General features: G+C 60.8%; 12 protein-coding genes. 4 read left to right on the top strand and 8 right to left on the bottom strand.

Annotated features, from left to right (window positions below; all coding sequences use genetic code 11):
- Positions 1-13 precede the first annotated feature (13 nt).
- Positions 14-862, bottom strand: coding sequence for an MIP/aquaporin family protein (locus MC269_RS18080; RefSeq protein WP_081137866.1), 849 nt, complete (start codon positions 860-862; stop codon positions 14-16).
- Positions 863-1,281: 419 nt separating this feature from the next.
- Between MC269_RS18080 and zapB the strand changes: the two genes are divergently transcribed.
- The gene (zapB, locus tag MC269_RS18075; protein WP_081137868.1) at positions 1,282-1,521 is read left to right on the top strand and encodes a cell division protein ZapB; all 240 of its coding nucleotides are present in this window, start codon (positions 1,282-1,284) and stop codon (positions 1,519-1,521) included.
- Positions 1,522-1,576: 55 nt separating this feature from the next.
- Here the strand turns inward: zapB and rraA are convergent, their stop codons facing one another.
- The 6 genes from rraA to priA all read right to left on the bottom strand — a co-directional run bounded on the left by rraA (position 1,577) and on the right by priA (position 8,661).
- Positions 1,577-2,062, bottom strand: a complete 486-nt coding sequence (gene rraA, locus MC269_RS18070) for a ribonuclease E activity regulator RraA (RefSeq protein ID WP_081137870.1) — start codon at positions 2,060-2,062, stop codon at positions 1,577-1,579.
- A gap of 160 nt (positions 2,063-2,222) precedes the next feature.
- Positions 2,223-3,554 (bottom strand): HslU--HslV peptidase ATPase subunit, encoded by a 1,332-nt coding sequence (gene hslU, locus MC269_RS18065; protein WP_081137872.1) that lies wholly within the window; start codon positions 3,552-3,554, stop codon positions 2,223-2,225.
- 9 nt (positions 3,555-3,563) lie between these two features.
- Entirely contained in the window at positions 3,564-4,094 is a 531-nt protein-coding gene (hslV, locus tag MC269_RS18060) for an ATP-dependent protease subunit HslV (protein ID WP_081137874.1), read from the bottom strand.
- A gap of 90 nt (positions 4,095-4,184) precedes the next feature.
- Positions 4,185-5,129, bottom strand: coding sequence for a cell division protein FtsN (ftsN, locus tag MC269_RS18055; protein ID WP_239953232.1), 945 nt, complete (start codon positions 5,127-5,129; stop codon positions 4,185-4,187).
- A 127-nt stretch (positions 5,130-5,256) separates the two neighbouring features.
- Positions 5,257-6,321 (bottom strand): DNA-binding transcriptional regulator CytR, encoded by a 1,065-nt coding sequence (gene cytR, locus MC269_RS18050; RefSeq protein ID WP_371824348.1) that lies wholly within the window; start codon positions 6,319-6,321, stop codon positions 5,257-5,259.
- Between the two features lie 144 nt (positions 6,322-6,465).
- Positions 6,466-8,661, bottom strand: a complete 2,196-nt coding sequence (priA, locus tag MC269_RS18045) for a primosomal protein N' (protein ID WP_239953231.1) — start codon at positions 8,659-8,661, stop codon at positions 6,466-6,468.
- Positions 8,662-8,893: 232 nt separating this feature from the next.
- On the opposite strand from priA, the gene rpmE reads away from it, so the two are divergent.
- Entirely contained in the window at positions 8,894-9,109 is a 216-nt protein-coding gene (gene rpmE, locus MC269_RS18040) for a 50S ribosomal protein L31 (RefSeq protein ID WP_081137882.1), read from the top strand.
- Between the two features lie 81 nt (positions 9,110-9,190).
- On the opposite strand, the gene metJ is transcribed toward rpmE, so the two are convergent.
- On the bottom strand, positions 9,191-9,508 hold the full coding sequence (gene metJ / locus MC269_RS18035; RefSeq protein WP_081137884.1) for a met regulon transcriptional regulator MetJ: 318 nt from the start codon (positions 9,506-9,508) through the stop codon (positions 9,191-9,193).
- 269 nt (positions 9,509-9,777) lie between these two features.
- On the opposite strand from metJ, the gene metB reads away from it, so the two are divergent.
- Complete coding sequence (gene metB / locus MC269_RS18030) at positions 9,778-10,938, top strand: cystathionine gamma-synthase (RefSeq protein WP_239953230.1); 1,161 nt, start codon at positions 9,778-9,780, stop codon at positions 10,936-10,938.
- Positions 10,939-10,940: 2 nt separating this feature from the next.
- Complete coding sequence (locus MC269_RS18025; RefSeq protein WP_239953229.1) at positions 10,941-13,376, top strand: bifunctional aspartate kinase/homoserine dehydrogenase II; 2,436 nt, start codon at positions 10,941-10,943, stop codon at positions 13,374-13,376.
- The last annotated feature ends 142 nt before the right edge of the window (positions 13,377-13,518 follow it).

Genomic DNA, 13,518 nt, shown 5'->3' with positions numbered 1-13,518 from the left:
GAAAAAGTGAAACTTACGCTTTACGCTGCTCAGCGCGTGCGACCGGTTTTTCTGTTTTGCTGCTGGCCAGTACGGCGCCCGGCAGGTGGCGACCAATCAGCGCGCGATAGCCAAAGGCGCCCAGGCAGGCTCCCACTAACGGGCCAAAGATCGGTACCAGGAAGTAAGGGATATCTTTACCACCCGTGAAGGCAACGTTACCCCAGCCAGCAAAGAAGGCGAATAGCTTAGGTCCGAAATCACGCGCCGGATTGAGGGCGAAGCCGGTCAGCGGGCCCATAGAGCCGCCGATCACCGCCACCAGCAGGCCGATCAGCAGCGGTGCCAGCGGGCCGCGCGGCACGCCGTTGCCATCGTCGGTCAGCGCCATGATCACCGCCATCAACACCGCAGTAATCACCATCTCCACCAGGAACGCCTGTCCCACGCTGATGTGCGGGTTAGGGTAGGTCGAGAAGATACCGGCGAGGTCCAGGCTCTGCACCGTGCCGCGCACCATCTGATGGCTTTGCTCGTAATCGAAGAACAGGTTGTAATAAAGGCCGTAAACCAGCGCGGCGGCGCAGAACGCACCGGCAACCTGCGCCAGCACGTACGGCAACACCTTGCGCCCTTCAAAGTTGGCGAACAGGCAGAGCGCCACCGTGACGGCAGGGTTAAGGTGAGCGCCAGAAACGCCGGCGGTGAGATAGACGGCCATGGAGACGGCAAGTCCCCAGATAATGCAGATTTCCCATTGACCGAAGGCGGCACCAGCCACTTTCAGCGCGGCCACACAGCCGGCGCCAAAAAAGATAATTAAGCCGGTGCCGATGAATTCGGCGATGCACTGACCTTTCAGTGTGTTCGATGTCTGACTCATAATGGTATTCCTGAAGCGAGGTTAAATTTTATCAGTTTTTGTTCTCATTCCATGAGTCACCCAGCTCTCTTGTAGGGCTGGTGTAAATTTATCGTTAACGAGCATAAACGAGAAATAGCGAAATCGAAATCTGTGTGCTGAGTCAAATAAATGCGCGTTTTCGCGCCTTTTGGCTTTCATGAAACATCATGCGCCTCGCTTCGCCGCCTCGTTTTTCGCCTGAGCCGCCCCAGGCGTCGGGGCGCCAGGCATAAGCCGAAAAGTGTTACAGACTGCGCCCGCAAGGCCCGCGTCGCTGGACTTGCGCTATCAGGCTACATACAATCGGAAACATTGTTGCTGGCCTGGCTGATACAGGGCGTCACGCGCTAAGGCTGGCATCATCAACGCCCTGCGAGAATTTAGGAGAGGTCAGAAAGATGTCATTTGAAGTATTCGAGAAACTGGAAGCGAAAGTACAGCAGGCGATTGATACCATCACCCTGCTGCAGATGGAAATCGAAGAGCTGAAAGAGCAGAACAATTCGCTGAAAAACGACGCGCAGCAGGCTGCGGGCAACCACGAGTCGCTGGTGCGTGAAAATCAGCAGTTAAAGGAAGAGCAGCATCTGTGGCAGGATCGCCTGCGTGCACTGCTGGGAAAAATGGAAGAGGTGTAACAGCCTCAGCCGAATAGCAAACGGGAGCGGCGTGCTCCCGTTTTCGTTTCTGGCGCTACTCGATATCGAGCGGATCTTCAGAGAGGATAATGCCGGTATTGTCGGCGTAGAGATGGTCGCCGGAGAAGAAGGTGACGCCACCGAAGTTAACGCGCACGTCGCTTTCGCCAATGCCTTCGCCCGCCGCGCCAACCGGAATGGCGGCAATGGCCTGGATGCCGATCTCCAGCTCCTCCAGATCGTCTACCTGACGCACGGAGCCATACACCACCAGCCCTTCCCATTCGTTATCCATCGCCAGGCGAGCCAGCTGCGCGTCAACCAGCGCGCGCCGCACCGAACCGCCGCCGTCGATCACCAGCACGCGGCCCCGACCGTTCTCTTCCAGCAGATCGTAGAGCAGGCCGTTGTCTTCAAAACATTTCACTGTGGTTATCTGACCACCAAATGAGGTGCGGCCGCCGAAGTTGGAAAAAAGCGGTTCAACAACGTTCACTTCTTCATGGTAGATGTCGCAGAGTTCAGAAGTATCGTATTTCATGGTGGGTCCATCTGTTTGCCACAGGAGCGGTAAGTATACCGCCAGAAACGGATTGTTGGCAAAATCATCAGCGGAAAAAAAGGCGCTGCATCAGCAGCATGCAGATAAAAAAAGCCCGGCGCAGTGGCCGGGCTTTGCGCAAGCGCATAGAAAAATGGAATTACAGAATAAAGCGGCTGAGATCTTCGTCCGCCACCAGTTCATCCAGATGCTTGCTGACATACTCCGCATCAATGGTGACGGAGTCGCCGTGGCGATCGCTGGCGTCATAGGAGATATCTTCCATCAGACGCTCCAGCACGGTATGCAGACGACGCGCGCCGATATTCTCGGTGGTTTCATTCACCTGCCACGCCGCTTCGGCGATACGGCGGATGCCGTCGTCGGTAAACTCGACGTTCACGCCTTCGGTGCCCATCAGCGCCTTGTACTGCACGGTCACCGACGCGTTCGGCTCGGTGAGAATGCGCTCGAAGTCGTTGACGGTCAGCGCCTGCAGCTCAACGCGGATCGGCAGACGGCCCTGCAGTTCCGGGATCAGATCTGACGGGCTGGCGACCTGGAATGCGCCAGAGGCGATAAACAGAATGTGATCGGTTTTCACCATGCCGTGCTTGGTTGAGACGGTGCAGCCCTCTACCAGCGGCAGCAGATCGCGCTGGACGCCTTCGCGCGAGACGTCCGGACCGGATGACTGGCCGCGCTTACAGATTTTGTCGATTTCGTCGATAAACACGATGCCGTGTTGTTCTACCGCTTCGATCGCATCCTGCTTCAGCTCTTCCGGGTTCACCAGCTTGGCCGCTTCTTCTTCAATCAGCAGCTTCATCGCGTCTTTGATCTTCAGCTTGCGCGGCTTCTGCTTCTGACCGCCCAGGTTCTGGAACATCGACTGCAGCTGGTTGGTCATCTCTTCCATGCCCGGAGGCGCCATGATTTCGACGCCGGCCGGCGCGGCGGCGAGGTCGATTTCGATCTCTTTATCGTCCAGCTGGCCTTCGCGCAGCTTCTTACGGAACGACTGGCGCGCGGCGGAAGGCTCGCTGCTCTGCTCCGGCTGGCCCCAGTTGTTCTTGGCCGGCGGGATCAGCACGTCGAGGATGCGCTCTTCCGCCATCTCTTCGGCGCGGTATTTGTTCTTTTCAATCGCCTGGCTACGCACCATTTTCACGGCGGCGTCGGTCAGGTCGCGAATGATGGAGTCCACCTCTTTACCGACGTAGCCCACTTCGGTGAATTTGGTCGCTTCCACCTTGATGAACGGCGCGTTGGCGAGCTTCGCCAGACGACGGGCAATTTCGGTTTTACCGACGCCGGTCGGGCCGATCATCAGAATGTTTTTCGGCGTCACCTCGTGGCGCAGCTCTTCGTCGAGCTGCATACGACGCCAGCGGTTACGCAGCGCGATGGCGACGGCTTTTTTTGCGCCGTCCTGGCCGATAATAAAGCGATTCAGTTCGCTGACGATTTCGCGGGGAGTCATCTCAGACATGTTTGATCCTTACGCCCTGGACGGCAGTTCTTCGAAGTTAACATTGTGGTTGGTGTAGATGCAGATGTCGCCCGCGATATTCAGGGATTTCGCGACGATCTCATGCGCGCCCAGCTCGGTGTTTTCCAGCAGCGCACGCGCCGCCGCCTGAGCGAAGGGGCCACCCGAACCAATGGCGATCAGATCGTTTTCCGGCTGGATGACATCGCCGTTGCCGCTGATGATCAGCGAGGCGTTTTCGTCCGCGACCGCCAGCAGCGCTTCAAGACGGCGCAGCATACGGTCGGTGCGCCAGTCTTTCGCCAGCTCGACGGCGGCTTTCACCAGGTGGCCCTGGTGCATTTCCAGTTTACGTTCGAAGAGTTCAAACAGGGTGAAGGCATCTGCAGTGCCGCCAGCGAAACCGGCAATTACCTTATCGTTGTAAAGGCGACGCACTTTTTTTACGTTGCCCTTCATCACGGTATTGCCGAGAGTTGCCTGGCCATCACCGCCGATAACGACTCGTCCGTTGCGTCGTACGCTTACTATTGTTGTCACGGGCAGACCCCTTGTTGCAGTAGAAAAAAAGCGCCGCGCGGCAAGGCGCGGCGCATCATGCAACCAGATATGGGGCAGGTTTGTCGGGTTTCAACCCCCGACGGCGAGCGGAATACAGTTTGAATGGCCGTTGCCGCGCAGCCGCTTCAGGGTGCTGTCGGCGCTGCTGCGATCCTTATAGGGACCGATCACCACGCGATTCCAGCCGCCGCCGGTGGTAATGCGGCTTTCGAATCCTTCGAACGCCAGACCGGCGCGCACGGACTCCGCCTGGTCGGTGCCTTTGAACGATCCGCACTGCACCATCCAGCGCTGGGAAGAGGCCGGTTTCTCCGCCGGTTTCTTCGCCGTTTCCTGCGCGGGTTCGCGCGTTACAGGCGCTGGCTGCTGCTGCGTCTGACGCGGCTGCGGCGCCGGACGCGCGCTCGGCTGCGGCTGGTGCGCTGGCTGGCTCTGCTGCATCGGCTGACGCGCCGGGGCGCTTTGCTGCGTCTGCTGGCGCGACTGCATCTGCAGCTGCTGCTGTTGCTGCTGCTGCTGGCGCTGTTGCTGCTGCTGGCGCTGCAGCTGCAGCGTCTGCTGACGCTGCGCCGGGGTCTGTTCGTTCCACGGTACTTCATTCAGCTGGGTCGGCGACTGGCGCATATCCGCCTGCATCTGCTCCAGCAGCTGACGCTGTTCGTCGGTGAGCTGCGTGTGCGACTGCACCTCGCCGCCCGCCGAAGGTTCGGTTGGCGTCGGCACCGTCACCTGACGGTTTTCCAGCTCTTTAATGTATTTCCAGCGCTCTTCAGGCTTCGGCGGCAAACCGTTGCCGTTGGCTTTATGATCCGGGATCACCGGCACATCGTCTTTTTTATGATGCGCAAGGAACCATAAACCACCGGCAAAGGTCACCAGCACCGCAACGGCCAGTCCGATCATCAGTTTGGAGACACCGGAGCCGCCTTTGCTTTTCTTTCCACGGCTGGTGCTGCTTTTTTTGCGACGCGTCCCTGTTGAACGCCCGCGGCCTACATAATCTCTCTGTGCCACTCTCGTTCTGATACCCTTCAAAAAATCGTGCCAACGGGGCGAAAACGCCTGGAAAGACCGCCCGGCAAGGAGTCCGCCATGTTACTTAAGGGTTGGAACTTTGACCAGCAGTGTTCGCCTTAAGAATCTACTGAAAATAACCGAAAAGAGCGGTTATTTCTCGCGCTTCTTCTCTGGCAGCCGTGCTGCCGCGCACGGTAAGTTCGGCGTCGAGCAGGCGCGAACCGTTATTGACGCGCTTGCCCTGCAGCTCATCCAACAGCAGCAGCATCGCCTCGCGGCCAATCTGATAGCGCGGCTGCGTCACGGTGGTGAGCGGCGGTTCGCAGTAGCGGGCGAGTTCGATATCGTCGAAGCCGACAATCGACAGATCCTGCGGCACGCGCAGGCCGAGGCGTTTGGCCTGATTCATCGCGCCGAGCGCCAGCATATCGCTGTGGCAGAATAGCGCGCGCGGCGGCTGCGGCAGCGCCATCAGCTGCTTCAACGCCTGCGCGCCCGCTTCGAAACTGAAGTCGCCGCGCACGATATAGGTGGGATCGACGGCGATATTGCTGCGGCGCAGCGCCTGAATATAGCCCTGGGTGCGGTACTGGCACAGCGGCATCTCTTCCGGCCCGCCGATGCAGGCGATCTGGCGATGGCCAAGCTGCAGCAGGTGATTCACCGCCTCGAAGGCGGCGGTAAGGTTGTCGATATGCACGGTAGGCAGCGACATCTCCGGCGCGAACTCATTCGCCATCACCATCGGCGGCAGATTACGCTGCTCGTCGTTTGCCGGATCGAAGGGGATCTGCGAGCCGAGCAGCACCATGCCGTCGATCTGGCGCGTCAGCAGCAGATCCAGAAAGGTCTTCTCCTGCTGATTCTGGTGCGCGCAGTCGCCAATCAGCACCAGATAACCCTCGTGCGCCGCCGTCACCTCTACGCCGCGGATGATTTCGCTAAAAAAGGGATCGCAGATGTCGGGCACAACCACCAGAATGGTTTGCGTCTCGCCGCGCCGCGCGTTGCGCGTCAGGCCGTGCGGCGCGTAGCCGACGGCAATCACCGCCTGTTCAACTTTCTGCCGCGTCGCCGCCGAGACCTTTTCAGGATTCATCAGCGCGCGTGAAACGGTTGCGGTTGAGACGCCTGCCTTTTCAGCCACATCTTTCATGGTGGCGGCGGGCGCCTGGTGATTCTGCTCCAACACTCTACTCCTGACGCATTGCTGAGATAGTTGTGGCGAAAAAAGCCACGCCGCGCACATTGTTAACGATTGCGCGGCTGGGTTGTTACTTAATTTGCATAAAAATTGTGACTTGTGCGACTTTTTTCGATCTGGCTCGCAGGCTCAGCTCTCGGTGGGGTCGATATCGAGCGTCCATTTGACTTTGCGCGCGGCGGGCAGCGTGGCGATCAGCGGCAGCGAGCCGTCAAGCAGCTGCTGCAGGCGTTTGCGCGAGGCGTGCTGCACCAGCAGCTGCCAGCGCCAGCGTCCGCCGCGCTTCGGCTGCAGCGCCGGAACCGGCCCCATCAGCCACATGGCGCTGTCTTTGAGCGGGCTGGCGTCCAGCAGATTGCGCAGCTGCTGCAAAAATTCAGCCGCCTGCTGGTTATCGTGATCCTCAGCGCGGAACAGCGCTTGGCTGGTCCAGGGCGGCAGCATCACCGACTGGCGCTCCAGCAGCGTCTGCTGAGCGAAGGCGAAATAGCCCTGATGCAGCAGCGTCTGCAGCAGCGGATGCTCGGGATGATGGGTCTGCAACAGCACTTCGCCCTGCTTGCCAGCGCGGCCGGCGCGACCGGCGACCTGGGTATAGAGCTGCGCGAAGCGCTCGGCGGCGCGGAAATCGGCGGAAAAGAGCGCGCCGTCCACATCCAGCAGCGACACCAGCGTCACGTCCGGGAAGTGATGGCCTTTCGCCAGCATCTGCGTGCCCACCAGAATGCGCGCGCCGCCGCGATGCACATCAGCCAGATGCTGCTCCAGCGCGCCCTTGCGGCTGGTGGTGTCGCGGTCGATACGCGACACCGGCACGCCAGGGAATAGCGTGCCGAGCTGCTGCTCCAGCTGCTCGGTGCCGACGCCCACCGGCAGCAGATGCGTCGAGCCGCACTGCGGGCACTGGTTAGGCAGCGGGCGCTGGCTGTCGCAGTGGTGGCAGCGCAGCTGGCGCTGCTGCTGATGCAGCGTGTAGTAGCGCTCGCAGCGCTGACATTCGGCAATCCAGCCGCAGTCGTGGCAGAGCAGCGCGGGGGAATAGCCGCGGCGGTTAAGAAACAGCAGCACCTGATTGTCCGCCTGCAGATGCTGGCGCATTTTGCCAATCAGCGCGGGCGCCAGCCCGCCGATCAGCTGCTGGCCTTTGAGATCCGCCAGCTGCTGCAGCGCCGGCTTCGCGTTGCCGGCGCGCTTCGTCAGATCGAGCTGGCGATATTTGCCGCTGCGCACGTTGTGCAGCGTCTCCAGCGCCGGCGTCGCCGAGCCCATCACGATGGGGATATTCTCTTCGCGCGCGCGAAACACCGCCAGGTCGCGCGCCTGATAGCGCCAGCCTTCCTGCTGTTTATAGGAGCTGTCGTGCTCTTCGTCGATAATGATCACGCCAGGGCGCGCCAGCGGCGTAAACAGCGCCGAGCGCGTGCCGATGATAATGGCATTCTCGCCCTGACGCGCGCGCAGCCAGACGGCGAGCCGCTCGCTGTCGTTAAGGGCAGAGTGCAGCACGTCGACGGGCGCGTCGAAGCGTTCGCGGAAGCGGGCGATGGTTTGCGGCGTCAGGCCGATCTCCGGCACCAGCACCAGCGCCTGCTTGCCGCGCGCCAGCACGTTCTCCAGTACGCTGAGATAGACCTCGGTTTTGCCAGAGCCGGTGATGCCCGCCAGCAGCCAGGCGGCATAGTGCTCATCCTCGCTGCGAATGGCGCCAACCGCCATCGCCTGATCGGTATTGAGGCGCAGACGCTCGCCTTTCACCGCATAGCGTTCGCGCCAGTCGAGTCGCTGCGGCTGATGTTCGCGCAGGTCGCACAGGCCCTTCGCACGCAGCGCCTGAAACGCCGTCTCGGTGAGATCCTGCTCGGCGACCTGATGGCGATAGAGCGGCTGATGACGCAGCGCCGCCAGCGCCTGCTGCTGTTTCGGCGCGCGCTTCAGGCTTTCCGGCGTCGTCGCCTGGCCCTGTTCGGTAATGACCCACTGCCACAGCGGCGCCTCCTGCGCGGGTTTGCCCTGGCGCAGCAGCACCGGCAGCGCATGGCTTAAAACTTCGCCGACAGGAGAGTGATAGTAGCCCGCGGCCCAGTTAAGCAGGCGCCAGAGCGAGGAGGGATAGAGCGACGCGTTGTCCAGCACCTCGGCGACGCGCTTAAGCTGCGCTTCCGGCAGGTCGCTCTGTTCGCGGAAGCCCACCACAACGCCGACCATTTTGCGGTTGCCGAACGGCACGCTGACGCGTCCGCCCTGCACCGGCTGCGCGCCGTGCGGCGGCAGATAGTCAAACAGACGGGGGAGCGGAACGGGCAGGGCAACCTGAACAACGGGCATGGCAATCTCTTTCCGGTTCAACGATTCATCGCGGGAGAGGTAGTGTATCAGCTGGCGCGAGCAGCGGGTATCTTGCAGAAGATTTGCTAAAAGCGGTTATTTTCTGTATAGTATGCCGCCTTTGGTGAGAAAGCTCTCGCCAGAGCCTAAACATTAATGTTCAACCGCGTGTGGTGCTGTGCAGGTTTTTCCCCTGGCACGGAGAGCGACACGGCCTTTTATGAGGTTTCCCATGAAACAAGGTATTCACCCGAAATACGAAGCTGTGACCATCACTTGCACCTGCGGTAACGTGATCCACACTCGCTCTACTATGTCTCACGATCTGAACCTGGACGTGTGTGGTAAATGCCACCCGTTCTACACCGGTAAGCAGCGTGAAGTTGCAACTGGTGGCCGTGTTGACCGCTTTAACAAGCGTTTCAGCGTGCCAGGCGCGAAAAAATAAGATTAAAAAGGCATTCGACCCTCTCGGGTTCGACGGCAAGAAAAAACCCAGCCAAGGCTGGGTTTTTTTATGTCTGATGGATCAGTATTCCCAAGTGTCGGGATCGATGCCCATCTCGCGCATAATTTTCTTCGCTTCTTCCGGGATCTCGTCGCTGCGCTCTTTACGCAGGTCGACATCATCCGGCAGCGGCTGTCCGGTAAAGGCGTGTAAAAAGGCTTCGCACAGCAGTTCGCTATTTGTGGCGTGACGCAGGTTGTTCACCTGACGACGGGTACGCTCATCCGTTAAAATCTTCAGCACGCTCAACGGGATAGAAACTGTGATTTTCTTAACCTGCTCACTCTTCTTACCGTGTTCAGCGTAGGGGCTGATATATTCGCCGTTCCATTCAGCCATGGGTTACCTTAATCAATAAAAGTTAAAAGTGGGGAAATCCGTGGATTATGCCCGATTTTACCGTGCCTGACCTCTTGAACTGCGGGGTTTCTTCATCCTGGCCGCCGGTGCGGACGCAAAACGCAGGCAATGAGGGGTAATTTTAGCGGGTTATGGCATTCCGCTCAATCTATACGCAAAGACATTTAGATGTCCAGATGTATTGACGTCCAATTGTGGAATGTTATCCTGTTGCCTCTTTATTACTCTCTTCAGGAACAAAGAGCACCATGACGCGTAAACAGGCAACCATCGCAGTCCGCAGCGGTTTGAATGATGACGAGCAATATGGCTGCGTTGTCCCACCGATCCACCTCTCCAGCACCTATAACTTTCTCGATTTCAATGAGCCGCGCGCCCATGACTACTCGCGTCGCGGCAACCCGACGCGCGACGTGGTGCAGCGCGCGCTGGCAGAGCTGGAAGGCGGCGCGGGCGCGGTGCTGACCAATACCGGCATGTCCGCGATCCATCTGGTGACCACGGTGTTCCTGAAGCCAGGCGATCTGCTGGTCGCGCCGCACGACTGCTACGGCGGCAGCTATCGCCTGTTCGACAGCATGGCGAAGCGCGGCGCCTATCGCGTGAAGTTCGTCGATCAGGGCGACCGCGCGGCGCTGGATGCAGCGCTGGCGGAAAAACCGAAGCTGGTGCTGGTGGAAAGCCCGAGCAATCCGCTGCTGCGCGTGGTGGATATCGCCGCCATCTGTGAGGCGGCGCGGAATGCCGGTGCTGTTAGCGTGGTCGACAACACCTTCCTGAGTCCGGCGCTGCAAAACCCGCTGGCGCTGGGCGCGGATCTGGTGATCCACTCCTGCACCAAATACCTCAACGGCCATTCCGACGTGGTGGCGGGCGCGGTGATTGCCAGGGATCCGGCGTTAGTGACCGAGCTGGCCTGGTGGGCGAACAATATCGGCGTCACCGGCGCGGCCTTCGACAGCTATCTGCTGCTGCGCGGTCTGCGCACCCTGGCGCCGCGCATGGCCGCGGCGCAGCGCAACGCGCTGGCGATTGTGAGCTATCTGCAACAGCAGCCGCTGGTGAAAAAGTTGTATCATCCTTCGCTGCCGGAAAACGCCGGACACGAATATGCGGCGCGTCAACAGCGTGGCTTCGGCGCGATGCTGAGTTTCGAGCTGGACGGCGACGAAGCGCTGCTGCGCCGTTTCCTCAAGGCGCTGCAGCTGTTTACGCTGGCGGAGTCGCTGGGCGGCGTCGAGAGCCTGATTTCCCACACCGCGACCATGACGCACGCCGGCATGTCGGCGGAAGCGCGCGCGGCGGCAGGCATTTCGGAAACCTTGCTCCGCGTCTCTGTGGGCATTGAGGATCATGAAGATTTAATCGCCGATCTGGATAATGCGTTCCGGACGGCGTCTGAGGGTTAAAAATGACGATTTCAGCCGGCGCGGCAACGCCGAATATCAAGCAGTTGCATAAATTTGGCGGCAGCAGCCTGGCCGATGCGCGCTGTTACCAGCGCGTCGCCAGCATCATGGCGGATTACAGTCAGCCGGGCGATTTGATGGTGGTGTCGGCGGCGGGCTCGACCACCAACCAGCTGATTAGCTGGCTGAAACTCAGCCAGAGCGATCGCCTGGCCGCGCATCAGGTGCAACAGGCTTTACGGCGTTACCACAGCGAACTGATCGCTGGGCTGCTGCCTGCTGAGTATGCCGAACCGCTCAGCGCCAGCTTTATCCGCGATCTGGAAAAGCTCGCCGCGCTGCTGGACGGTGCGATTACTGACGCGGTCTACGCCGAAGTGGTCGGCCACGGCGAAGTGTGGTCGGCGCGGCTGATGGCCGCGGTGCTGAGCCAGCGCGACATCGACGCCTGCTGGCTCGACGCGCGTGATTTTCTGCGCGCCGAGCGCGCCGCCCAGCCGCAGGTAGACGAAGGCAAATCCTGGCCGCTGCTGCAAACGCTGCTGGCGCAGCATCCGCATCAGCGCATCGTGGTGACCGGCTTTATCAGCCGCAACGACGCCGGCGAAACCGTGCTGCTGGGCCGTAACGGCTCAGATTACTCCGCCACGCAGATCGGCGCGCTGGCGGGCGTTAATCGCGTCACCATCTGGAGCGACGTCGCCGGGGTCTACAGCGCCGATCCGCGCAAAGTCTCCGACGCCTGCCTGCTGCCGCTGCTGCGCCTCGACGAAGCCAGCGAACTGGCGCGCCTCGCCGCGCCGGTGCTGCATACCCGCACGCTGCAGCCGGTTTCCGGCAGCGATATCGACCTTCAGCTGCGCTGCAGCTATCAGCCAGAGCAGGGCTCGACGCGCATCGAGCGCGTGCTCGCCTCCGGCACCGGCGCGCGCATCGTCACCAGCCACGACGACGTCTGTTTGATTGACGTTCAGGTGCCGGATGAGCACGACTTCGCGGCGCTGCATAAAGAGGTAGAGCTGCACCTTAAGCGCGCGCAGCTGCGCCCGCTGGCGACCGGCGTCCATCCGGATCGCCAGCTGCTGCAGCTCTGCTATACCGCGGAAGTGGTCAACAGCGTCTTCCAGCTGCTGCAGGATGCGGGACTGCCCGCCCATCTGCAGCTGCGCGAAGGGCTGGCGCTGGTGGCGCTGGTCGGCGCGGGCGTCACGTGCAATCCGCTGCACAGCCACCGCTTCTGGCAGGAGATTCAGGATCAGCCGGTCGAGTTCGTCTGGCAGTCGGAAGATCACATTAGCCTGGTGGCGGTGCTGCGCGTCGGCCCGACGCAGTCGCTGATCCAGGGGCTGCATCAGTCGCTGTTTCGCGCCGAAAAGCGTATCGGCCTGATGCTGTTCGGCAAAGGCAATATCGGTTCGCGCTGGCTGGAGCTGTTCGCGCGCGAGCAGGAAGCGCTCTCGGCGCGCACCGGTTTTGAATATGTGCTGGCGGGCGTGGCGGACAGCCAGCGCAGCCTGCTGAGCTATGAAGGTCTTGACGCCAGCCGCGCGCTCGCCTTCTTTGACGATGAAGCGGAAGCGCGCGACGAAGAGTCGCTGTTTCTGTGGATGCGCGCGCATCCGTTCGACGATCTGGTGGTGCTCGACGTCACCGCCAGCACGCCGCTGGCGCAGCAGTATCTCGACTTCGCCAGCCACGGTTTCCACGTGATCAGCGCCAATAAAGTGGCGGGCGCCTCCGACAGCCAGACCTGGCGTCAGATCCGCGACGCCTTCGCCAAAACCGGCCGACACTGGCTCTATAACGCCACGGTGGGCGCCGGGCTGCCGATTAACCACACGGTGCGCGATCTGCGCGACAGCGGCGACACCATTCTGGCGATCAGCGGCATCTTCTCCGGCACGCTGTCGTGGCTGTTCCTGCAGTTTGACGGCACGGTGCCCTTTACCGAGCTGGTAGACCAGGCGTGGCAGCAGGGCTTAACCGAGCCAGATCCGCGCGTCGACCTCTCGGGTCAGGACGTGAAGCGCAAGCTGGTGATCCTCGCGCGCGAGGCGGGCTACAACATCGAGCCGGATCAGGTGCGCGTCGAGTCGCTGGTGCCCGCGAACGGCGAGGCGGGATCGATTGACGACTTCTTCGAGCATGGCGAGGCGCTTAACGAGCAGATGCTGCAGCGTTTTGAGGCCGCGCAGGAGATGGGGCTGGTGCTGCGCTACGTGGCGCGTTTCGACGCCAGCGGCAAAGCGCGCGTCGGCGTTGAAGCGGTACGGCCAGAGCATCCGCTGGCGTCGCTGCTGCCGTGCGATAACGTCTTCGCCATCGAAAGCCGCTGGTATCGCGATAATCCGCTGGTGATCCGCGGTCCGGGCGCCGGGCGCGACGTCACGGCGGGCGCCATTCAGTCCGATATTCATCGACTTGCCCAACTGCTGTAATTTTTCTGGCGCCTGTCCTGCGACAGGCGCCTGCTACCCCCGCGTGAAATTCCCTCAACCTGCCTGAATTTTTGTCACACCTGTTTATTACTTTTCTGTTGACGCCTCTGCTGGATTGGTTCATTTTGTGCATCTGGACGTC

It is taken from the genome of Pantoea sp. Z09, from assembly GCF_022394795.1.
In the GTDB taxonomy this organism is placed as follows: domain Bacteria; phylum Pseudomonadota; class Gammaproteobacteria; order Enterobacterales; family Enterobacteriaceae; genus Pantoea; species Pantoea latae.
The sequence above is the reverse complement of the archived record's forward strand: the minus strand, read 5'-3'. Positions and strand labels throughout refer to the sequence as shown.